Origin of the sequence: Streptomyces sp. NBC_01478 (assembly GCF_036227225.1) — a bacterium.
Taxonomy (GTDB): Bacteria; Actinomycetota; Actinomycetes; order Streptomycetales; family Streptomycetaceae; genus Streptomyces.
Genome location: NZ_CP109444.1, coordinates 8,584,670 through 8,605,937, shown reverse-complemented (window position 1 = coordinate 8,605,937; position 21,268 = coordinate 8,584,670). Strand labels below are relative to the sequence as shown.

Sequence of the window (21,268 nt, the reverse complement as noted above, 5' to 3'; positions counted from 1 at the left end):
AGTGCGCGCACGACGAAGGGCCGTACCCCGGGGAGGGGTAGGGCCCTTTCGTGTCTGCCTGTTCTGTCTAGCGGACCTCGGTGATCTCCGGTCCGCGCTGCAACTGGCCCATGCCGCCGGAGAAGCGGGAACCCGCCTCCTCCTGCTGGACGCCCTCGGGAACCATCTGGGCGTCGTTCGGCAGCTTCAGGACGATCGGGTCGCGGGGCGCCATCGGGCCCTCGCCGCGCACGACGACCGTGTCCCGGAAGATCTGCTCCAGCAGACCGGCCGCCTGCGGCTGCACCGCGCCCTGCCCGGAGATCACCCCGCGCAGGAACCAGCGCGAACCGTCCACACCGACGAACCGCACGACCTGGAAACCGCCCGTGCCGTCCGGCAACTGCACCGGGACCTGCGCGCGCAGCTCCCAGCCCAACGGCCCCTCGACCTCGTCGACGATGCCGCCCTGCTGGGTGATGCCGCTGGCGATCTCCTCGCGGACCTCACCCCAGATGCCCTCGCGCTTGGGAGCGGCGAAGGCCTGCAACTGGATGGCACTGTCCTTGAGGACCACGGTGGCGGCGACGATCGCGTCACCCGCGACCTCGACCCGCAGCTCCATGCCGTCGACTCCCGGCACGAACAGACCGCCCAGGTCCACCCGGCCCTCGGCGGGGTCGCCGATCTCCGAGTCGTCCCAGGGTCCGTCGGGGCGGGGCTCCGGTTCGAGCTTCACGCGCTCGACCGCTGCTTCGTCCGCCCCAGTGTCGACGTCGTCGACGACCTGCTCGGCCTCGCTCGCCGCGTCCTCGGCGGCAGTGCCCTTCTTGCGACGTCCGAACACGTCACTGTCCTTCCCGGTCGGATACGACCGAAGCGTATCGATTCCCACCCGTGGTGCCGCCCACGGCGGCGTGACCGCCGGTGGACCCGAAGCCCCCCTCGGCCCGCGCCGATTCGGGAAGCTCCGCGACCTCCTGGAAGCGGACCCTCTCGACCTGCTGGACGACCAGTTGGGCGATCCGGTCGAAGCGCTCGAACCGTACCGACTCGTACGGGTCGAGATTCACCACGATCACCTTGATCTCCCCACGGTACCCGGCATCAACCGTCCCTGGGGCATTCACGAGGGCGACACCGCAGCGGGCGGCGAGCCCCGAACGAGGGTGCACGAAGGCCGCGTACCCCTCGGGGAGCGCGATAGACACCCCCGTGGGCAGTACGGCCCGTTCCCCCGGTTTCAGTTCCCGGCTCTCGGTGGTCCGCAGATCGGCTCCCGCGTCACCGGGGTGCTCGTACGACGGAAGCGGTACGTCGGGGTCGACGCGCCGGATCAGTACGTCCAGGGGACTACGGCCACTGCTCACGGGTTCACCTCGAAGGCACGGGTACGCCGGACCTGGTCCGGGTCGTCCATGGCGGCCCGGATCTCCTGCGGGCGGCCGTTGTCGATGAAGTGGTCGACCTTCACCTCGATGAAGAGGGCGTCGGCGCGCACGGCGACGGGCCCGTCGGGAGCACCGATGCGTCCGGTGGCGGTCGAGTAGATCTTCCGCCCGGCCACGGCCGTCACCTCGGCCTCCAGGTACAGCACGGTGTCCACGGGTACCGGCCGCACGAAGTCGGTCTCCAGCCGGCCGGTCACCGCGATCGTCCGCAGCAGCCAGTTCAGCGAGCCGAGGGTCTCGTCCAGCGCGCTGGCGAGCACTCCGCCGTGCGCGAGGCCGGGGGCGCCCTGGTGGGCGGCCCGCACGGTGAACTCGGCGGTGATGGTCACGCCCTCACCGGCCCGCGCCTCCAGGTGCAGCCCGTGCGGCTGGTCGCCGCCACATCCGAAACACTGTTCGTAGTGCGCACCGAGCAGCTCGCCCGGCGCGGGCGCGTCAGGGTGCCGCACCGGTTTCACGGCGTCGGACGGAGGCTTAAGAGCTGGAGAAGTACCACTCACAGCCGCAGACCTTACCCGCGCGTCGGAAGGTTCCCGACACCGTGCCAAGCTTGGTTCCATGCAGCTTTCCGCCTCCCCCTACGACGAGCGCCTCACCGCCCCCCGTTCGTGGTGGTTCATCTCGTTCCTGGTGGGCGTCTCCTTCGCCCTGATCCTGCTGCCCTTCGGCACCCTGCCGCTGCTCGGCGGCCTGGTCGGCGGCACCGCGGCAGCGTCCGTCATGGCCAGCGCCTACGGCTCGCTGCGCATCCGGATCGTGGGCGACCAACTGATCGCGGGCGAGGCGAAGATCCCGGTGACGGCCCTGGGCGAGGCGGAGATCCTGGACCCGGAGGAGGCCCGCGCCTGGCGCACCTACAAGGCCGACACCCGTGCCTTCCTGCTGCTGCGCTCCTACATCCCGCGGGCACTGCGCGTCGAGGTCACCGACCCGGACGACCCGACGCCGTACCTGTATCTGTCGACCCGCGAGCCGGAGCGGCTGGCGGAGGCCCTGAAGACTGCCCGCGCGGCAGCCGTCTAGGACCCTTTTAGGCCCCTTTCAGCGACCGAGTTCCTTCGGGATCTCACCCATCCGGAGCGGGTCCGGCGGGGTCTCCAGGGGCGGTAGTTCGGGCAGCGCGTCCCACGGGACCTGGGCCTTGCGCAGGTCCTTGCGGATGCGCTCGGCGAGTTTCCTGGTGTCCCGGCGGTTCATGACCGCTCCGACGGCCGCGCCGACCATGAAGGGCATCAGGTTCGGCAGGTCGCGGACCATGCGTTTCATGATCTGCTGGCGCAGTTCGCGCTTCATGTGGCCGTTCAGCGCGGCGCTCATGGTCGACGGCTTGGTCACGTCGATGCCGCGCTCCCCGGACCAGGAGTTCAGATACGCGACACTGCGCTGCCGGAGGTCGCCGGGCGGACGGACGCCGTAGACCTCGTAGAGCTCGGCGATCAGCTTCAGCTCGATCGCGGCGACGCCGGTGATCTCGGCGGCCAGTTCGGTGGGCATCGCGGGCGGCACCGGCAGCATCGCCGCGGCACCGATGCCCGCGCCGACCGTCGACGTCGCGTTCGCCGCGCCCGCCACCAGTTTGTCGGCGAGCTGTTCGGGGGCGAGGCCCGGGAACTGTCGCCGAAGCGCCTCGAGGTCCCGTACGGGGATCCGCGGGGCGATGTCGATGATCCGGTCGGCGAGGTACGCCAGACCGGCCCTGGCCCGGCTGCCGCCCTTACGGACGCCTTCCTTGGCCTTGTCCCGGATCACCGCCGCCCGTCGTTTGGCGACGGGGGCGGCTGGGTGAACGTCGGCGGGCACCGGGAGGTCAGCCCGGTCGGCCGCCGGTTCGAGCGAGGCTGATCCCTGTTCGGATGAGCCCCGCTCGTCGTCACGCGCGCCATGAGGACCGTCTGTCGGCCCTTCGTCCGCTCCCGACCGGGGGGAGCGGCGCTTCCAGGGTGGGGTCGAGCCAGTCACGGCCGACCCCTCCTCAGTCGCAGTCGCGGCAGATCGGCTGGCCGTTCTTCTCGCGGGCCAGTTGGCTGCGGTGGTGCACCAGGAAGCAGCTCATGCAAGTGAACTCGTCCTGCTGCTTGGGCAGCACCCGGACGGCCAGCTCTTCGTTCGAGAGGTCCGCTCCGGGCAGTTCGAGGCCCTCGGCCGCCTCGAATTCGTCGACGTCCACTGCGGAAGTCGACTTGTCGTTCCTACGCGCCTTGAGCTCTTCAAGGCTGTCCGAGTCGACGTCGTCGTCGGTCTTGCGTGGGGTGTCGTAATCCGTTGCCATGTCGCGCTCTCCCCCTCTGGGTGTCTGCGGTGTCTCCAGCGCACGTAACGCGTGAGAGGCCGGACTTGTGCCCGACCTGAGGCGGAGATTTTGCCTCACATCAAGGTCTGTTACTCAATCGACACCCAACCGGACCCCTCAAGAGTGATCGGCTTGGATGGCGAAGGGGACCGTACACGGTCCTCATGCCGCTCTTCAAAGGCACCTCATCGTGTACTTCCCGTGATCAAGACCCCCGAAAACCCGGATTATCCCGGCTTTCCGACAGGGTGCATGATCACGGAGAGTAGAAGGCCCGAAAATCGCGCTTGTGATCGATCACACACGAGGGTGCCGGAGAAGCGGCCAGAAAATTCCGCGCAAAGCGAACATCCTCGTGTGTCGGCGACATGATCTCAGATGGGCAGGGTGACTCGCATCACGAGTCCACCCCCCTCACGCGGCTGGGCCGAGATATGGCCACCGTGCGCCCGCGCCACGGACCGCGCGATCGACAGACCCAGCCCGACCCCCTTGTCGCTGCCCGTCCGCTCCGTACGCAGCCGCCTGAAGGGCTCGAAGAGGTTGTCGATCTCGTACGCCGGGACCACCGGACCCGTGTTCGAGACGACCAGCACCGCCTGGCCGTGCTGGACCTCGGTGGTGACCTCGACCCAGCCGTCCTCGGGCACGTTGTAGCGCACCGCGTTCTGCACCAGGTTCAGGGCGATCCGCTCCAGCAGGACGCCGTTGCCCTGGACGACCGCGGGTTTCTGCTCGCCGCGGATCACCACGCCCTTGGCGGCCGCCTCGCCGTTCACCTGGTCGACGGCCTGCTCGGCGACCTCGGCGAGGTCCACGGGCTTGCGCTCGACGATCTGGTTGTCACTGCGGGCCAGCAGCAGCAGACCCTCGACGAGCTGCTCGCTGCGCTCGTTGGTGGCCAGCAGCGTCTTGCCCAGCTGTTGCAGCTCCATGGGGGCGCCGGGATCGGACAGATGCACTTCCAGGAGCGTGCGGTTGATCGCCAGCGGCGTCCTCAGCTCGTGCGAGGCGTTCCCGACGAAGCGCTGCTGCGCGGTGAAGGCCCTCTGCAGCCGCTCCAGCATCTCGTCGAAGGTGTCCGCGAGTTCCTTCAGCTCGTCGTCCGGGCCGTCCAGCTCGATCCGGCGGGACAGGTCCGAGCCGGCCACCGCGCGGGCGGTGCGAGTGATCCGGCCGAGCGGGGACAGCACCCGGCCCGCCATCGCGTACCCGAAGGCGAAAGCGATGACCGCGAGGCCGAGCAGCGTGAGGAGCGAGCGGCTGAGCAGGTTGTCCAGGGCGTGCTGCCGCTGCTCGTTGACGCAGTTGCTCATCGCGCTGTTGAACACGTCGGGCGTGGCACTGGAGGGCAGGTCGCAGATCGTGCTGGTGACCTTGCCCTCGGTGATCTTGAAGGGCAGGTCGCTGCCGACGTTCAGCGCCTGCGCGGCGAGCAGATAGATGATCGACAGCAGCAGGATGCCGGCGATCAGGAACATGCCGCCGTACAGCAGCGTGAGCCTTATGCGGATGGTGGGACGCAGCCAGGGGAACGGCGGTTCGGGCCTTCTGGGGTCCCAGGTGGGCTTCGGGGGCGCCTGGGGAGGCGCGGGGGTCGTGGCCACAGCGGATCAGATCCGGTATCCGGAACCGGGGACGGTGACGATGACCGGGGGCTCACCGAGCTTGCGGCGCAAGGTCATCACGGTGACGCGCACGACGTTGGTGAACGGGTCCGTGTTCTCGTCCCAGGCCTTCTCCAGGAGCTGCTCCGCGGAGACGACGGCGCCCTCGCTGCGCAGCAGCACCTCCAGGACGGCGAACTCCTTGGGCGCGAGCTGGACTTCCTTGCCGTCACGGAACACCTCGCGGCGGTTCGGGTCCAGCTTGATGCCGGCGCGCTCCAGGACGGGCGGCAGCGGCACGCTCGTCCGCCGGCCGAGGGCACGCACGCGTGCCGTCAGCTCGCTGAACGCGAAGGGCTTGGGCAGATAGTCGTCGGCGCCGATCTCCAGGCCCTCGACACGGTCGCTGACGTCGCCGGACGCGGTGAGCATCAGCACGCGCGTGGGCATGCCGAGCTCGACGATCTTGCGGCAGACGTCGTCGCCGTGCACGAGCGGGAGGTCGCGGTCGAGGACGACCACGTCGTAGTCGTTGACGCCGATGCGCTCCAGGGCGGCCGCACCGTCGTACACGACGTCGACGGCCATGGCCTCCCGGCGCAGTCCGGTGGCCACCGCATCGGCGAGCAGTTGCTCGTCCTCGACGACGAGTACGCGCACGTCGCTTGTCCTTCCTCTGTCCACCCGCGTAGCGCGTCTGGGCGCACGCGGGCAGGGTCTTCGTGGCTGTGTGACCTCCATCCTGCCCTTTTCGGCCATAAGTCGGCTGTAAGGCGGCTCGGCGCGAGATGAAGGTCAGGTGTGAGGCCCGGGAATGCGGGATTTTCTCGGTGGGTTGAGGTTTCCACGGAAGGGAGCGCGGGGAGGACGGCTTTACACCCCGCGATCACGCTCTGCACGTGGCAAGCCACCTTGTGGTACGTCCAACCGCTTCCGCAGAGCGGGCGTGGGTGTCCGGCACCGTCGCCGCCCAGCCAGGGCAGCGCTGGGCACCCCATCCGCAGACGTGATCGCCCCTTCCCACGGCACACCCCCGTGCCACCCGACCCACGACCCAGGACGAGGGGGCGCAGCATGGACGCATTCACCGCAGGACTTCTGCAGCGCATAAGGGCGACCGAGACCGACCTGACGCGGGCTCGTGACGAGGGCGACGACTTCCTCGTCGAGGTGGAACAGGCCGAGCTCGACGACCTGCGCCGCCTGGCCGCCGACCACGGTGTGGAGGTCGGCGCGACAAGCGTCTGATCAGTGCGAACAGCAGGACAGCGGGACCCCGGCGAATCCAGCGCCGGGGTCCTGCTGCTTTTCGGTCTTTGGCCTTCGGAGTAGCTGGGCCGGAGTTGGTCAGTTACCCGCGCGCACCTTCTTTGGTTCGGTCGACGCGTGGGGACAGACCAACTTGGTGGGCCCTCGCCGTTGGCCTCTGCTTTCGCCGTTGGTTTTGTGCGCGTGAGTCGTGTGGTTGTGTGCGCGTCAGTCGTGCCAGGCGCCGAAGTCCTCCAGGAGGCGTTGGAGGGGCTCGAAGACGCCCGGGGTGCCCGCGATCGCCAGATCGCGTGCGGGGCGCTCTCCCGGGCGTCCACCGGTCAGGGCGCCCGCCTCACGGGCGATCAGGTCGCCCGCGCCGAGGTCCCACGGGTTCAACCCCCGCTCGTAGAAGCCGTCCAGCCGGCCCGCGGCCACGTCGCACAGGTCGACCGCGGCGGATCCGCCCCGCCGGATGTCACGCAGCAGCGGGATCAACTTCTGGGCCACGGCGGCCTGATGGACTCGTACCTCGGTGACGTAGTTGAACCCGGTCGAGACCAACGCCTGCTCCAGGGGCGGCGCGGGCCGGCACGCGAGCCTGCGTTCGCCCTCCCACGCGCCCGTGGCCCACGCCCCGCCGCCGAGCACCGCGTGGAACGTCTCGCCGCGCATCGGGACCGCAACGACCCCGGCGACGGTCTCACCGTGCAGCTCAGCGGCGATGGAGACGGACCAAGTGGGCAGTCCGTACAGGTAGTTGACCGTGCCGTCGAGCGGGTCGATGACCCAGCGGACACCGCTGGTGCCGGTGACGGAGGCGCCCTCCTCGCCCAGGAAGCCGTCGTCCGGGCGCTGTTCGGAGATCAGGTCGGTGATCAGCTTCTCGGCGGCGATGTCCATCTCGGTGACGACGTCGATGGGGCTGGACTTGGTGGCGGCGACCGCGAGGTCGGCCGGGCGGCCGTCCCGCAGCAGGGCGCCGGCCTTGTGGGCGGCCTCCTGGGCGAGTGCGAGCAGTTCCTGGTGCAGTGGGTCGGTCACGGCGCTCCTCAGGCGTAGGGGCTGTCGGCGCCCGCGGCGGCGGGACGCGGGGCGCGGGCCGGGCAGCAGCCCACCGGACAGAGGTTGTGGCCGGCGCCGAGTGCGCCCAGGGCGCAGGACGTGACCTGCCGTCCGCTCTCGACGGCCGCGCGCTCCAGGACGAGTTCGCGGATCGCGGCGGCGAAGCGCGGGTCGGCGCCCACGGTGGCCGACCGGCGTACGGGCAGGCCCAGTTCCTCGGCCTTGGCCTTGGCCTCCGTGTCGAGGTCGTAGAGGACCTCCATGTGGTCGGAGACGAAGCCGATGGGTGCCATGACGACCGCGGGGACGCCGGCCGCGTGGCGCTCCTCCAGGTGGTCGCAGATGTCGGGCTCCAGCCAGGGGATCTGCGGGGCGCCGGAGCGGGACTGGTAGACGAGCTGCCAGGGGTGGTCGATTCCGGTGCGCTCGCGGACGGCGTCGGCGATCAGCCGGGCCACGTCCAGGTGCTCCTCGACGTACGCCCCGCCGTCCCCGTGGCCCTCGACCGGGCCGGAGCTGTCCGCGGCGGCGGTCGGGATGGAGTGGGTCGAGAAGGCGAGGTGGGCGCCGTCCCGAACGTCCTCGGGGAGGTCGGCGAGGGATTCGAGGACCCCGTCGATCATCGGCTCCAGGAAGCCGGGGTGGTTGAAGTAGTGGCGCAGTTTGTCGACCTCGGGGAGGTCGAGGCCTTCGGCCTCGAGGGCGGCCAGGGAGTCGGCGAGGTTCTCCCGGTACTGGCGGCAGCCCGAGTACGAGGCGTAGGCGCTGGTGGCGAGGACCAGGATGCGGCGGCGGCCGTCGGCGACCATCTCCCGCAGGGTGTCCGTGAGGTACGGGGCCCAGTTGCGATTGCCCCAGTAGACCGGCAGGTCCAGGCCGTGGTCCGCGAAGTCCTTGCGGAGGGCGTCCAGGAGGGCGCGGTTCTGGTCGTTGATCGGGCTGACCCCGCCGAACAGGAAGTAGTGCTGCCCCACTTCCTTGAGGCGTTCCTTGGGGATGCCTCGCCCACGCGTCACGTTCTCCAGGAACGGAACCACGTCGTCCGGGCCTTCGGGGCCGCCGAACGAGAGCAGGAGCAGGGCGTCGTAGGGGGTGGCATCGAGCACGTCTGGCATGCCTCCGATCCTGCCACCCGTCACTGACAGCCGGGAAACGGCGGGGTGTCGGCCTGGATTCCGGCACCCCGCCGGGCCCGAGATCCTGGCGCCCCTCCGGGCGGGTGCATCGGGGTCGACCTGCTCGTAAGCTGTATCAGCCGCATTCGCACCTTACTGAGCCGCCACCGCATCGCCACCCGCATCACCGATGAGCCGCCACCGCGCCTTTCCGACCGGAGACACCCGTGCCCAGCCCCTATCGCGCCCTGTTCGCCGCACCCGGCTCCAAGGGCTTCTCCGCCGCGGGGTTCCTCGGCCGTATGCCGCTGTCGATGATGGGCATCGGCGTGGTCACGATGATCTCCCAGATCAACGGGCGGTACGGGCTCGCGGGCGCCCTGTCGGCCACCATCGCGCTGGCCGCCGCCGCGATCGGGCCGCGGATCTCGCGCTGGGTGGACCAGTACGGGCAGCGGCGGGTGCTGCGTCCGGCGACCTTCGTCGCGCTGGCCGCGGCGGCCGGGCTGCTGCTGGCCGCCCGCTTCGAGTGGCCGGACTGGGTGCTGTTCGTGTGCGCCGCCGGGATCGGATCGGTGCCGAGCCTGGGTGCGATGGTCCGCGCGCGCTGGGCGGCCGTCTATCGGGGCACCCCGCAACTGCACACCGCGTACTCCCTGGAGTCCGTGGTCGACGAGGTGTGCTTCATCTTCGGACCGATCATCTCCATCGGACTGTCCACGGCGTGGTTCCCGGAGGCCGGTCCCCTGCTGGCCGCCTGCTTCCTTGCGGTCGGTGTCTTCTGGCTGACCGCCCAGCGCGCCACCGAGCCCGCGCCGCACCCGCGCGTGCGGGGCGTCGACGGCGGCGGCTCGGCGCTGCGGGCGGCCGGTCTCCAGGTACTGGTGGCCACCTTCGTGGCGACCGGGGCGATCTTCGGGGCGGTCGATGTCGTCACCGTCGCGTTCGCCGACGAGCAGGGCCACAAGGGCGGTGCCAGCGTGGTGCTCGCCCTGTACGCGGCGGGCTCGTGCGCGGCGGGGGTCGTGTTCGGGCTGCTGCGCTTCCGGGGAGCCCCGGAACGTCGGTGGCTGCTGGGCATATGCGCGATGGCCGTGAGTATGATCCCCCTCCTACTGGTCGGAAACTTGCCGCTTCTGGCCGTGGCGCTGTTCCTTGCGGGCCTGTCCATCGCACCCACGATGATCACGACGATGTCCCTCATAGAAGAGCACGTACCTCGCGCGAAGCTCACCGAGGGCATGACCTGGGTGAGCACCGGCCTGGCGGTCGGGGTCGCGCTCGGCTCCTCCGTCGCCGGCTGGGTGATCGACGCAGCCGGCGCGCGTGCCGGGTACGGGGTTCCGGTCGTCGCCGGTGCCGTCGCGGTCGCGGTGGGTTTCCTCGGGTACCGCCGGCTCAGCAGACCGGCGCCGGGTCGTGGAGGCACCGTTGAGCACCACAGCGAGCGCGAAGAACGGCACGTGGCGTAACTGGGGCGGCACGGTCGCGTCCCGTCCCGCGCGGGAGGTCACGCCCGCTTCAGTCGAGGAACTGGCCGCGGCCGTACGGAGGGCCGGTGAGGACGGGCTGACGGTGAAGGCCGTCGGATCCGGGCACTCCTTCACGTCGATCGCCGCCACCGACGGTGTGTTGATCCGCCCTCAACTGTTGACCGGCATCCGCAACATTGATCGCGATGCCTTGACGGTCACGGTCGAGGCGGGCACCCCGCTCAAGAGACTCAACATGGCTCTCGCGCGCGAGGGTCTGTCGCTCACGAACATGGGCGACATCATGGAGCAGACGGTCTCCGGCGCGATCAGCACCGGCACGCACGGCACCGGCCGTGAGTCGGCGTCGATAGCCGCCCAGATCAGGGGTCTTGAGCTGGTCACGGCGGACGGCTCGGTGCTCACCTGCTCCGAGAAGGAGAACCCGGACGTGTTCGCGGCCGCCCGGATAGGCCTCGGCGCCCTGGGCGTCGTCACGGCGATCACGTTCGCCGTGGAGCCCGTCTTCCTGCTCACGGCCCGCGAGGAGCCGATGACCTTCGACGAGGTCACCGGACGCTTCGACGAACTCTGGGCGGAGAACGAGCACTTCGAGTTCTACTGGTTCCCGCACACCGCGAGCACCAACACCAAGCGCAACAACCGCAGCGCGGGACCGGAGCAGCCGGTGGGCAAGGTGGCCGGCTGGTTCGAGGACGAGTTCGTCTCCAACGGCCTCTGGCAGGTGGCCAACATGGTCGGCCGCGCGGCGCCCGCGGCCATTCCGACCATCGCCCAGATCTCCACCCGGGCCTGGTCCACGCGGACCTACACGGACATTCCTTACAAGGTCTACACATCGCCCCGCCGCGTGCGGTTCGTGGAGATGGAGTACGCCGTCCCGCGCGCGGCCCTGGTGGACGCGCTGCGGGAACTGAAGGCGATGGTCGACCGTTCCGACTTCAGGGTCAGCTATCCGGTCGAGGTCCGCACCGCACCGGCGGACGACATCGCCCTGTCCACCGCCTCCGGCCGGGACAGCGCCTACATCGCCGTGCACATGTTCAAGGGCACCCCCTACCAGGCGTACTTCACCGCCGCCGAGCGCATCCTCACCGCGCACGAGGGCCGGCCGCACTGGGGCAAGGTGCACACCCGGGACGCCGAGTACTTGGCCGGGGTCTACCCGCGCTTCGGCGAGTTCACGGCGCTGCGGGATCGGCTGGATCCTGATCGTCGGTTCCAGAACGACTACTTGCGGAGGGTGCTGGGTCAGTAGCCGACGCGCTGGGCGTGGCGGTCGACGTACCGCCGCCGCCCGAGACGCTGGGCGCCGGCGTCGGACTGACCGTCGTACCGCCGCTGTCGGACGATGTGCCGTCGTCAGTCGGGCCGGACGAAGTCTCCGGGTCGGCCGACGAGCCGCTCGGGGAGGCGGACAGGGAACCGGCCGGACTCGGCTCGTCGTCGCCGGACTTCGTGGACGAGGACGTGTCGTGTCCGGTGACGGCGGCGCTGACCGTGGTCCCCTTGCCGCCGCTGAAGCTGTCGCCGGACACCAGCTCGTAGACGGTGATCCCGGTCATGGTGACCCCGAAGACGAGGGCCGCGGCGAGCACCGGCCGCTTCCAACCGCCCACCCGCGCGCGGTAGACGGTGCCCTCCGTGAACTCCCCCGGGCGCGCGGGAGGTTGCTCCGGCTCTTTGGACGTGACGGTCGCCTCCCGGAGCGTGGCGCCGGTCCGGCTGAAGAAGTGCTGGAAGACGGAGCCTCCGGAGGTGGCTATCGCGCTCACGACGCCGGCGCCGAGGATCGTGCCGTAGACCCCGAAGTAGGAGGCGAGTTTGGCGGCCACCACCGCCGCCACCGCACCGCCCGCGACTTGAGGGACGCTCAGATCGATCCGCTTCTTGCTGACATCGGGCCTTGCACGCATTCCGGGACCTGGCCTACCTTTCTCGTACCTGATCAACTATCTGTACGACAAAGGGACGTACGGCCGAAACCGATAGTTCCGTTTCCGGCTATTGCGTGAAGTACGCCACTTTCAAGATCGACCGAGCCCCGCCCCGGGCCGCCAAGTCCCGCCCACCGCAAGAAGTTGGGCGGCGTGCCAATCCACGCACGTGGTCCAAATGGAGTACTGTTGCGAGCCCTGGGTCAGGCCTCCCGCCAGGGCGTCCGCGGCCTTATTGGACCGCCCCGAAGGGGCCAGTTGCACAGGGTGACGTAGTTGGTCACTTAGCGTTGCGAATAGGTAACCGTGCCATAACGGCGAGCCCGGGCCCGTGCCCGACACGCCGGGCAACTCGGCAAGGTTGTGGCAGGCTGCACCCGGGCAGGCCACACTCGACTAGCGGAAGCAGCGACGCACGTGACGTCGGCAGGCACCACCCGGGAGGTTCCCATGCCCGAACTGCGTGTCGTGGCCGTCTCTAACGACGGCACACGGCTGGTGCTGAAGGCTGCGGACAGCACGGAGTACACGCTTCCGATTGATGAGCGTCTGCGCGCCGCGGTCCGCGGCGACCGTCCCCGCCTCGGCCAGATCGAGATCGAGGTGGAGAGCCATCTCCGCCCCCGAGACATTCAGGCACGCATACGTGCCGGCGCCTCCGCCGAGGAGGTCGCTCAGCTCGCCGGCATCCCCGTCGACCGGGTGCGCCGCTTCGAGGGCCCGGTCCTCGCGGAGCGCGCCTTCATGGCCGAGCGGGCCCGGAAGACTCCTGTCCGCCGCCCCGGTGAGAACGCGGGCCCCCAGCTCGGCGAGGCCGTCCAGGAGCGCCTGACGCTGCGCGGTGCCGAGAAGGACACCGTCCAGTGGGACTCCTGGCGCCGCGACGACGGCACCTGGGAGGTCCTGCTGGTCTACCGGGTCGCGGGCGAACCGCACTCGGCGAGCTGGACGTACGACCCGCCCCGGCGGCTCGTCCAGGCCGTCGACGACGAGGCGCGCTCGCTGATCGGTGAGTCGGACGACCTCTCCGCCACCCCCGAGCCCAGCTTCCCGTTCGTGCCGCGGATCGCCCGGCTGCCGCGCGACCGCCCGCTGGACCGTGCCCTGGAGCGCCCGGAGCGTCCCGCGCTGCCGTCGCCCGAGCCGGTCGAGGAGAGCGAGCGCGACTCGCTGACCAGCCTCCTGGAGGCGGTGCCGAGCTTCCGCGGCGACATGGTGGTCCCCGAGCGCCCCTCGGAGCCCCCGGAGGAGCCCGCCGTCGAACCGGAGGCGGAGGAGCCCCCGGCACCAGCGGCCTCGGCCGGTTCGGCCTACGCGGACGTGCTCATGCCCCGTTCCGTCGGCGCCCACCGCGACCGGCTCATCGGCTCGACCGACCGCCAGGCAGAGGCGGACGGCGTCCGTCCTGGCCGTAGAGCAGCGGTTCCGAGCTGGGACGAGATCGTGTTCGGGACCCGAAGGAAGAAGCAGGACTAGTCCGTCGTACGACGAGGAGGGCCCGCGCCGGTTTCGGTCGCGGGCCCTCCTCGTCGTACGGCTGCTACTGCGGGTCGGGGCCGACGGCGACCGGTCGCTCCGGGTCCGCGGACCATTCCGACCAGGAGCCGACGTACAGCCCGGCCGGAATGTCGGCCACCGCGAGCGCCAGTACCTCGTGGGCGCCCGAGACGCCCGAGCCGCAGTACACGCCGACGCCCGTGCCTTCCGTGGCACCCAACGTCTTGAAGCGGGCGGCCAGTTCCTCCGCCGGGAGGAAGCGGCCGTCCGCGCCCACGTTCTCGTTGGTCGGCGCGGACAGCGCGCCCGGGATGTGGCCGCCCACCCGGTCGATCGGCTCCACCTCGCCCCGGTAACGCTCCCCCGCGCGGGCGTCGAACAGGACCCCGCTACGGGCGAGCGCGGCGGCCGCGTCCGCGTCCAGGAGTGCCACGGCACCCGGTTCCGGCGTGAAGTCGCCCTCGGCCGGCGTCGGTGCGGCCGTCTCCAGAGACCCCTCCCAGGAGGGAAGGCCGCCGTCGAGCACCCGCACGTCCGGGTGACCCGTCCAGCGCAGCAGCCACCACGCGCGTGCCGCCGCCCAGCCCTGTCCGCCGTCGTACACGACCACCGGCCGGCCGGTCGACACGCCCGCACGCCGCATCGCGGCGCCGAAGCGCCCGATGTCGGGGAGGGGGTGGCGGCCGTTGGCGCCGGGGGCCGAGGCCAGTTCCTGATCGAGGTCTACGTAGACAGCGCCCGGGATGTGCCCGGCCGCGTACTCGGCGCGGCCGTCGAAAGACGGCTCACCTGCGGCCTTCGCGACGCTGAGCTGCCAGCGGATGTCGAGCAGGACCGGCGGGTTCGTCCCGGCGATATCGCTCGCCAGTTCGGATGCGGAGATGATGGCGTTCATGGCCACCATCCTTGCGCAAGGGGTGGCCGCCGCGTCCAGGTCCGACTACTCTGCTCGGCCGGACAGCCTCGATCACGAGGCGTACGGGAACGAGCACATGCTGTACAACCGATGGACACCCCTCGGCAATCGCCCGGAAACGGACGAGTGGCCGCAGATCGGCCATCCTCTCCACGTGAGCCGCCCGTCGACGGCGCGGCCGGGGCGCGGTGCGTCACAGGGGGTGCGAGCATCGGCACGGGGCGTGCACGCGGCTGCGGCGCGCGGATCCGCAGAGCGGAAGCGACACGGCCACCGCGAGGGGCCGAGGAGAAGGTGACGATGACCGAGGCACGGGGGTCGGCCGGCCTGAACGGCGACACGCACACTCGGCGTACGCAGGGCTCACCCTGCTGGGTGAGTCTGATGGTGCACGGGATGGCCACGACCCAGGAGTTCTACGGGGAGCTGTTCGGTTGGGAATTCCAACCCGGCCCCCAGCAGCTCGGCCCCTACGCGCGGGCCCTGCTCGACGGGCAGGAGGTGGCCGGCATCGGCCAGTTGCCGGCGGACCGGCATCTGCCCATCGCCTGGACGCCGTATCTCGCCTCGGACGACGTGGACCAGACGGCCGAGACGGTACGGATGTGCGGCGGCACGGTCGGGGTGGGCCCCCTGGACGCGGCCGAGGCCGGGCGCCTGGCGATCGGCTCCGACCCGTCGGGGGCGGTGTTCGGCATCTGGCAGGCCTCGGCGCACCTCGGCACGGTGATCACCGGGGTCCCCGGCACACCCGCCTGGAACGAACTGCTGACCTCGGAGACCGCGAGCGTCGCCAAGTTCTACGAGGCGGTGTTCGGCTACGAGGAGGTGCCGGTGGACTCCGACGACTTCGACTACGTCACCCTGCACCTGGACGGCCACCCGGTCGCCGGCATCCACGGCGTCGGCGCGATCCTGCCCCGCGACCGGGGCCCGCACTGGATGACGTACTTCGAGGTCGCCGACACGGACGAGGCCCTGCGCCGCGTCACGGACCTCGGCGGCCACACCCTCAGACCACCGCACGACAGCCCCCACGGCCGCGTGGCGACGGTCGCCGACCCGGAGGGCGCGATGTTCTCGGTGATCCAGGGGCCGCGTTAGCCCTTCGGGTCGCTTCCGGTGCGGGCGAGCGCAGCGGATCTCCGTATCGTTGAACGATTCTACGGAGGCCTAGGCCGACGTCATCGGCAGGACGTCCGGTGACAGCGCCGCCGCACGCGCCGTGGCGGACGTCATGCGGCGGCGGTGGTGGCGGCGGCACAGGACCTCGTAGCCGACCGCTTCCGCCTGGTTGACGTCGCCCACGACGACCTGTGCGCCCTCGACGACCATCTCGCCGCCTACCGTGCGGGCGTTGTGGGTGGCGCGGGCGCCGCACCAGCAGAGGGCCTCGACCTGGAGGACCTCGACGCGGTCGGCGAGTTCGACCAGGCGCTGGGAGCCGGGGAAGAGCTTGGAGCGGAAGTCGGTCGTGATGCCGAAGGCGTAGACGTCGAGGCCCAGATCGTCGACCACGCGCGCGAGTTGGTCGATCTGCACCGGCGCCAGGAACTGCGCCTCGTCGGCGATGACGTAGTCCGCGCGGCCGCCCTGGGAGAGGTGGTCGACGACATACCCGTACAGGTCCTGCTCGTCCTCGACCTCCACAGCGTCGGTGACCAGGCCGAGCCGGGAAGAAAGCTTCCCCTCGCCCGCGCGGTCGTCCCGCGTGAAGATCATCCCCGCCAGGCCGCGCGCCGAGCGGTTGTGCTCGATCTGGAGCGCCAGGGTCGACTTCCCGCAGTCCATCGTTCCGGAGAAGAACACCAGCTCGGGCATGGGGAGTTGAGCACCTTTCGGCGGAGGGGGCAGCGGAGGGACTTCAGGAGCGTACTTCGAGCAGGGGGACGAGTTGCTCGGCAGGGGTCATCGAACCGTGGTTGCCGACCATCGCCGACTCCTTCGGCTCGCGCTCGGACGCGATGATCAGGACGTCGTCCCGGGCGGCGGCGACCACGTCGCCGAGACGGTCGTACACCCGCTCGTCGATCTTCGGGCCGAACCAGCCCGCCGCGATCGCCTCGTCCCGCGACGCGACCCAGAACTGCTCGCCGAGCACCTCGCGCCAGCAGGTCAGCACGTCGCTCTCGGCGCCCCGGACCGCGTAGACATGGCGGGCGCGGCCCTCGCCGCCGAGCAGGGCGACCCCGGCGCGCAGCTCCCAGTCCGCGTCGAAGTCGATGCGGTGCTCCTCGTCGAAGGGCACGTCGATCATGCCGTGGTCGGCGGTGACGTACAGCGCGCTGCGCGGCGGCAGTTGCTCGGCGAGGCGCTGGACGAGCCGGTCGACGTACATGAGTTGGCCGCGCCAGGTGTCGGAGGCGACGCCGTAGCGATGGCCCGCGCCGTCGAGTTCGGCGTAGTACGTGTACACCAAGGAGCGGTCCCCGGCGGCCAGTTGCTCGGCCGCGAGGTCCATGCGCTCCTCGCCGGTCAGCCGCCCGTGGAACGATCCGCCACTGAGGGCGACCTTCGTCAGCGGGGTGTTCTGGAAGGTGGGGGACGACACCTGGGCGGCGTGCACGCCCGCCTCGTGGGCCAGTTGGAAGATCGTGGGGTACGGCTGCCAGGACTTCGGCTCGGTCCACGGCTGCCAGCGCAGTTGGTTCATGAGCGCGCCGGTGGCCGGGTTGCGCACGGTGTAGCCGGGCAGGCCGTGGGCGCCCGGCGGCAGGCCGGTGCCGACGGAGGCCAGGGAGGTCGCGGTGGTCGCCGGGTAGCCGGCGGTGAGCGGGCGTCCCGTGCCGCCGCGCGAGCTGCTCAGGAGCGCGTGCAGATAGGGCGCCTCGTCGGCGTGGTCCTTGATCTGCTCCCAGCCGAGGCCGTCGATCAGGAAGACGCAGTTGCGGTCGGCCGCGGTCAGTTCCGGGATCGCCGCGGTCGTGCCGGGTACGCCCATGCCCGCGGCCAGCGTGGGCAGCAGATCGGCGAGGGAGCCGGAGCCGTACTCGGGGACGGGCGCGGACTCGACGGTGAGGGGTTCAGGGTGGTCCCAGGTGGCGGACTGGGACATCAGCGCGTGACGTCCGCGGTCGCCTCGGAGAGCGCCTGTGCGAAGGCGAGCGTCTGCTGGACCGTCTCCGGGCCGTCCCCGGCCTCGCTGACGCGCAGGCTCAGGTCGTCCGCCGTCGAGTTGCCCGTGTAGCCGTGGTCGGCCTCGCAGTTGGGGTCGCCGCAGGCGGCCGGCTCCAGGTCGATGCGGGCGACGGCTCCCCAGCCGATGGTCAGCACGACCTCGCGGGGCGGTGTGCCCGGCACGTACGACTCCGGGTTGGCGACCACGCGGCTGAGCACCACGGACGAGATCCGGCCGAGCTTCACGGACTCCGTGGACGTCGTGGCGTACGGCGTCGGGGAGGTGGTGTCGGCGGCCTGCTCGTCGGTGTGGCTGACGATGAAGCGGTTGCCGGTGAGGACCAGCACGGTCACATGGCGGCGTACCTCGTTCTGGTCGAACGTGGTCTCCTGGTGGACCAGGAACGACCGCATGGGCTCGCCGCCGACGGCGGCCTCCACCGCCTCGGCCACAAGGGCCGGGTAGTAGCCGCTGCGCTCGATCGCCGCACGCAGCCCCTGGGTCGTCGTACTGGTCTTGGCCATACGCCCATCCTACGGTGGCCCACTGACTGCGAGGCACCGCTCAGGACGGTCCGATCCCACCTGTCTCAGTGGACGGTCAAGTGGAGGGTCGACGCACGATCAGTACACGGGAAGCGTCCTCGGGCCGAGGTCGTCGCGGGCGGGCGGCGGGGCCAGGCGGACGGAGGCGCCGAGCACGCTCAGGCCGTGCGCGGCCACGACGACCGGCTCCAGGGTCACGGCGACGACCTCGGGGTGATCGTCGACCAGCCGGGACACCCGCAGCATCAGCTCCTCCAGCGCAGGCGTGTCGACCGGCGTCGAACCGCGCCAGCCGAACAGGAGCGGTGCCGTCCGGATCGACCGGATCAGCGAGGCGGCCTCCCGGTCCGTGACCGGAATCAGCCGGTGCGCGGTGTCCCCGAGCAACTGCGAGGCGGCTCCGGCGAGCCCGAACGACAGCACGGCTCCGGCCGCCGGATCGATGACGGCCCGTACGACGGTGTCGACCCCGCGCGGCGCCATCCGCTGCACCACCGGCCGCAGCTCCTCCGGCGTCCCGAACAACTCGCCCAACTCGGCGTACGCGCGCCGCAGTTGCTCCTCGCCCGCCAGATCCAGCCGTACGCCGCCCAGGTCGGCCCGGTGTCGCAGGTGCGGGGCGGTGGCCTTCAGGGCGACCGGATAGCCAAGGGTGCGGGCGGCCTCGGCGGCGTCTTCGGGGGTGGGCGCGGGCAGCGCGCGATGGACATCGACGCCGTACATCCCGAGCAGGTCGCACGTCTCGTCGACGCCGAGCGTGAGCCCCTGCCCGCGCGCGAGGAGGCCGCCGATCAGGCCGGCGGCGCCCTTCTCGTCGATGTCCTCGAACTCGGGCACCCTGCCGGGGTCGACGGCCTCGCGCCGCCACTGCGCGTACTTCACGGCTTCGGCGAGGGCCCGGACGGCACGCTCGGCGGCGGGGTAGGCGGGGATGAGGCCGGCCCCTTCGGGTGCCTGCACCGTGGCGCCCCCTTGTTCCACTTCCGCGGCGGGCAGTCGTTCCGCGGGGCGATGGGGGTCCCCCTGCTTCGAAACAGCCTGAGGTGCCGTGCTCATCGCGGCCGACAACGCCTCGGCGAGCCCTCCCAGTTCCACGTGCACCACCAGCACCGGCTTCCCGGGGACCTCCTCGGCGGCCGACCGCAACGCCTCCGCCAACGCCGCGTCCTCCGCCGGCCCCTCCCCCACCGCCGGTATCGCCGTCACGACCACCGCGTCGCACGTCTCGTCGGCCAACGCGTCCGACAGTGCCCGGTGGAAGTCCTCCGCCGTCGCCGCCGTGGTCAGGTCCAGCGGAGCGAGCGGCCGCAGTCCCTCGGAGAGGCACGCGTCGTAGGTCAGCAGTCCCAGTGACTCGGAATTGCCCAGGATCGCGACCCGCGCCCCGCCGGGCAACGGCTGGCGTGCGAGCAGCAGTCCCGTGTCGACCAGTTCGGTGATCGTCTCGACGCGGATGACGCCGGCCTGGCGCAGCAGCGCGGACACGGTCGCGTGCGGCAGGCGCGTCGCCCGTACGGCGTGTCCCTGGGGGGCGGATCCCGCGCCCTGGACCACGACCAGCGGCTTCGCCGCCGCGGTGCGCCTCGCGAGGCGGGTGAACTTGCGGGGGTTGCCGATGGACTCCAGGTACATGAGGGCGACGTCGGTGTCGGGATCGTCGTACCAGTACTGAAGGACGTCGTTGCCGGACACGTCCGCGCGGTTGCCGGACGAGACGAACGTGGAGACTCCGGTGACTCCGGTGACCCCGCCGCCGCGCCGGTGCAGCCGGGACAGCAGGGCGATGCCGATGGCTCCGGACTGCGCGAACAGGCCGATGCGTCCGGGGCGGGGCATCTCGGGCGCGAGGGACGCGTTCAGCCGTACGTCGGCGGCGGTGTTGATGACCCCGAAGGCGTTCGGCCCGATGATGCGCATCCCGTACGTGCGCGCGTGGCGCACGAGTTCGCGCTGGCGCTCGCGTCCCTCGGGGCCGCTCTCGGCATAGCCGGCGGTGACCACGACGAGCCCCTGCACCCCGTGCTCGCCGCACTCGGTGACGACTTCGGGTACGTGCTCGACCGGGACGGCGACGACCGCGAGATCCACAGGGCCCTCGATGTCGCGCACCGAGCGGTACGCGGGCACCCCGTCGAGGTCCTTCCGCTCCTCGGGGAGGGCCTTGTTCACGGCGTACAGGCTGCCGGTGAACCCGGCGTCCCTGATGTTGTCGAGAACGCTGCGGCCCACCCCTCCGGGGGCACGGCCCACACCGACGACGGCGACCGAGCCGGGCACCAACAGCCGTCGTACGGACCGCGCTTCGGCGCGCTGCTCCCGCGCGCGCTGCACGGCGAGGGACCTGTCAGTGGGTTCGAGATCGAACTCCAGGCGTACGACGCCGTCCTCGAAGCTGCGCTTCTGGGTGTAGCCGGCGTCCGTGAACACCTTGATCATCTTGTTGTTGGCGGGCAGCACCTCGGCGGCGAAACGGCGGATGCCGCGCTCGCGGGCGACGGCCGCGATGTGCTCCAGGAGGGCGGACGCGACGCCCCTCCCCTGGTGCGCGTCCTGCACCAGGAAGGCGACCTCGGCCTCGTCGGCGGGGGCGGAGGCGGCACGCCCGTCGGCACTAATGCGGTCATAGCGTACGGTGGCGATGAACTCGCCGCCGACGGTGGCCGCGAGTCCCACCCGGTCCACAAAGTCGTGGTGCGTGAAGCGGTGGACATCCTTGGCGGACAGGCGAGGATACGGCGCGAAGAAGCGGTAGTACTTCGACTCGTCGGAGACCTGCTCGTAGAAGCTGACCAGGCGCTCGGCGTCGTCGACGGTGATGGGCCTGACGCGCGCGGTACCTCCGTCGCGCAGCACCACGTCGGCTTCCCAGTGGGCGGGGTACTCGTGCCGGTCCGACGAGGTCTGCTGCATGGGGCCCAGCGTACGGCTCGCGTCCGACAACGGCGCGAGGCAGTCTGTGGGTGAAAAAGCAGCAAGGGGAAGTCGGGCCGAGGCCGCGGTCCGACGA

21 protein-coding genes are annotated in these 21,268 nt (G+C 70.9%); 6 read left to right on the top strand and 15 right to left on the bottom strand.

Going from position 1 to position 21,268, the window contains the following annotated elements; all coding sequences use genetic code 11:
- Positions 1-67: 67 nt before the first annotated feature.
- Genes OG223_RS38925 through OG223_RS38915 form a run of 3 tightly spaced genes read right to left on the bottom strand, consistent with a single transcriptional unit; the run spans position 68 to position 1,930 of the window.
- Complete coding sequence (locus OG223_RS38925; RefSeq protein ID WP_329259203.1) at positions 68-826, bottom strand: DUF3710 domain-containing protein; 759 nt, start codon at positions 824-826, stop codon at positions 68-70.
- A 1-nt stretch (position 827) separates the two neighbouring features.
- Complete coding sequence (dut, locus tag OG223_RS38920; RefSeq protein WP_329259200.1) at positions 828-1,349, bottom strand: dUTP diphosphatase; 522 nt, start codon at positions 1,347-1,349, stop codon at positions 828-830.
- Positions 1,346-1,930 carry a PaaI family thioesterase gene (locus OG223_RS38915; protein ID WP_329259198.1) on the bottom strand — a complete coding sequence of 195 codons (585 nt, stop codon included), beginning with the start codon at positions 1,928-1,930 and terminating at the stop codon, positions 1,346-1,348. The genes dut and OG223_RS38915 overlap by 4 nt, the downstream gene beginning before the upstream one ends.
- A 58-nt stretch (positions 1,931-1,988) precedes the next feature.
- On the opposite strand from OG223_RS38915, the gene OG223_RS38910 reads away from it, so the two are divergent.
- Positions 1,989-2,453, top strand: coding sequence for a DUF3093 domain-containing protein (locus OG223_RS38910; RefSeq protein WP_329259195.1), 465 nt, complete (start codon positions 1,989-1,991; stop codon positions 2,451-2,453).
- 18 nt (positions 2,454-2,471) lie between these two features.
- Here OG223_RS38910 and OG223_RS38905 read toward each other — a convergent pair whose 3' ends face one another.
- The 4 genes from OG223_RS38905 to OG223_RS38890 all read right to left on the bottom strand — a co-directional run bounded on the left by OG223_RS38905 (position 2,472) and on the right by OG223_RS38890 (position 5,987).
- Positions 2,472-3,389: a hypothetical protein gene (locus OG223_RS38905; RefSeq protein WP_329259192.1), complete on the bottom strand. Its 918-nt coding sequence runs from the start codon at positions 3,387-3,389 to the stop codon at positions 2,472-2,474.
- 13 nt (positions 3,390-3,402) lie between these two features.
- On the bottom strand, positions 3,403-3,699 hold the full coding sequence (locus tag OG223_RS38900) for a DUF4193 domain-containing protein (RefSeq protein ID WP_005481602.1): 297 nt from the start codon (positions 3,697-3,699) through the stop codon (positions 3,403-3,405).
- A 395-nt stretch (positions 3,700-4,094) separates the two neighbouring features.
- On the bottom strand, positions 4,095-5,327 hold the full coding sequence (locus OG223_RS38895) for a sensor histidine kinase (protein WP_329259190.1): 1,233 nt from the start codon (positions 5,325-5,327) through the stop codon (positions 4,095-4,097).
- 6 nt (positions 5,328-5,333) lie between these two features.
- A complete protein-coding gene (locus OG223_RS38890) occupies positions 5,334-5,987 on the bottom strand; it encodes a response regulator transcription factor (protein WP_010983842.1) in 654 nt (217 codons plus the stop codon).
- 414 nt (positions 5,988-6,401) lie between these two features.
- Here OG223_RS38890 and OG223_RS38885 point away from each other — a divergent pair, with 414 nt between their 5' ends.
- Positions 6,402-6,575, top strand: a complete 174-nt coding sequence (locus OG223_RS38885; RefSeq protein WP_019061061.1) for a hypothetical protein — start codon at positions 6,402-6,404, stop codon at positions 6,573-6,575.
- 228 nt (positions 6,576-6,803) lie between these two features.
- On the opposite strand, the gene OG223_RS38880 is transcribed toward OG223_RS38885, so the two are convergent.
- The gene (locus tag OG223_RS38880; RefSeq protein WP_329259187.1) at positions 6,804-7,619 is read right to left on the bottom strand and encodes an inositol monophosphatase family protein; all 816 of its coding nucleotides are present in this window, start codon (positions 7,617-7,619) and stop codon (positions 6,804-6,806) included.
- Between the two features lie 8 nt (positions 7,620-7,627).
- The gene (locus tag OG223_RS38875; protein ID WP_329259184.1) at positions 7,628-8,755 is read right to left on the bottom strand and encodes a ferrochelatase; all 1,128 of its coding nucleotides are present in this window, start codon (positions 8,753-8,755) and stop codon (positions 7,628-7,630) included.
- 227 nt (positions 8,756-8,982) lie between these two features.
- On the opposite strand from OG223_RS38875, the gene OG223_RS38870 reads away from it, so the two are divergent.
- Both OG223_RS38870 and OG223_RS38865 read left to right on the top strand, forming a co-directional pair.
- Entirely contained in the window at positions 8,983-10,227 is a 1,245-nt protein-coding gene (locus OG223_RS38870) for an MFS transporter (RefSeq protein ID WP_329259181.1), read from the top strand.
- Positions 10,187-11,506: a D-arabinono-1,4-lactone oxidase gene (locus OG223_RS38865; RefSeq protein WP_329259178.1), complete on the top strand. Its 1,320-nt coding sequence runs from the start codon at positions 10,187-10,189 to the stop codon at positions 11,504-11,506. Before OG223_RS38870 ends, OG223_RS38865 begins: the two co-directional genes overlap by 41 nt.
- Here the strand turns inward: OG223_RS38865 and OG223_RS38860 are convergent.
- Complete coding sequence (locus OG223_RS38860) at positions 11,430-12,164, bottom strand: hypothetical protein (protein ID WP_329259175.1); 735 nt, start codon at positions 12,162-12,164, stop codon at positions 11,430-11,432. The genes OG223_RS38865 and OG223_RS38860 overlap by 77 nt on opposite strands.
- A gap of 471 nt (positions 12,165-12,635) precedes the next feature.
- Here OG223_RS38860 and sepH point away from each other — a divergent pair, with 471 nt between their 5' ends.
- Complete coding sequence (gene sepH, locus OG223_RS38855) at positions 12,636-13,661, top strand: septation protein SepH (protein ID WP_329259173.1); 1,026 nt, start codon at positions 12,636-12,638, stop codon at positions 13,659-13,661.
- A gap of 64 nt (positions 13,662-13,725) precedes the next feature.
- Here the strand turns inward: sepH and OG223_RS38850 are convergent, their stop codons facing one another.
- Positions 13,726-14,577 (bottom strand): sulfurtransferase, encoded by an 852-nt coding sequence (locus OG223_RS38850; protein ID WP_329259170.1) that lies wholly within the window; start codon positions 14,575-14,577, stop codon positions 13,726-13,728.
- A 321-nt stretch (positions 14,578-14,898) separates the two neighbouring features.
- Between OG223_RS38850 and OG223_RS38845 the strand changes: the two genes are divergently transcribed.
- Positions 14,899-15,702, top strand: a complete 804-nt coding sequence (locus OG223_RS38845; protein ID WP_329259167.1) for a VOC family protein — start codon at positions 14,899-14,901, stop codon at positions 15,700-15,702.
- 69 nt (positions 15,703-15,771) lie between these two features.
- Here OG223_RS38845 and OG223_RS38840 read toward each other — a convergent pair whose 3' ends face one another.
- From OG223_RS38840 to OG223_RS38825, 4 genes are all read right to left on the bottom strand, one after another.
- Entirely contained in the window at positions 15,772-16,419 is a 648-nt protein-coding gene (locus OG223_RS38840) for a thymidine kinase (RefSeq protein ID WP_329259164.1), read from the bottom strand.
- Positions 16,420-16,462: 43 nt separating this feature from the next.
- Positions 16,463-17,653 (bottom strand): alkaline phosphatase family protein, encoded by a 1,191-nt coding sequence (locus OG223_RS38835; protein ID WP_329259161.1) that lies wholly within the window; start codon positions 17,651-17,653, stop codon positions 16,463-16,465.
- Entirely contained in the window at positions 17,653-18,240 is a 588-nt protein-coding gene (locus OG223_RS38830) for a DUF5998 family protein (protein ID WP_329259159.1), read from the bottom strand. The genes OG223_RS38835 and OG223_RS38830 overlap by 1 nt, the downstream gene beginning before the upstream one ends.
- Before the next feature lie 99 nt (positions 18,241-18,339).
- On the bottom strand, positions 18,340-21,171 hold the full coding sequence (locus OG223_RS38825; RefSeq protein WP_329259156.1) for a bifunctional acetate--CoA ligase family protein/GNAT family N-acetyltransferase: 2,832 nt from the start codon (positions 21,169-21,171) through the stop codon (positions 18,340-18,342).
- Between the last annotated feature and the right edge of the window lie 97 nt (positions 21,172-21,268).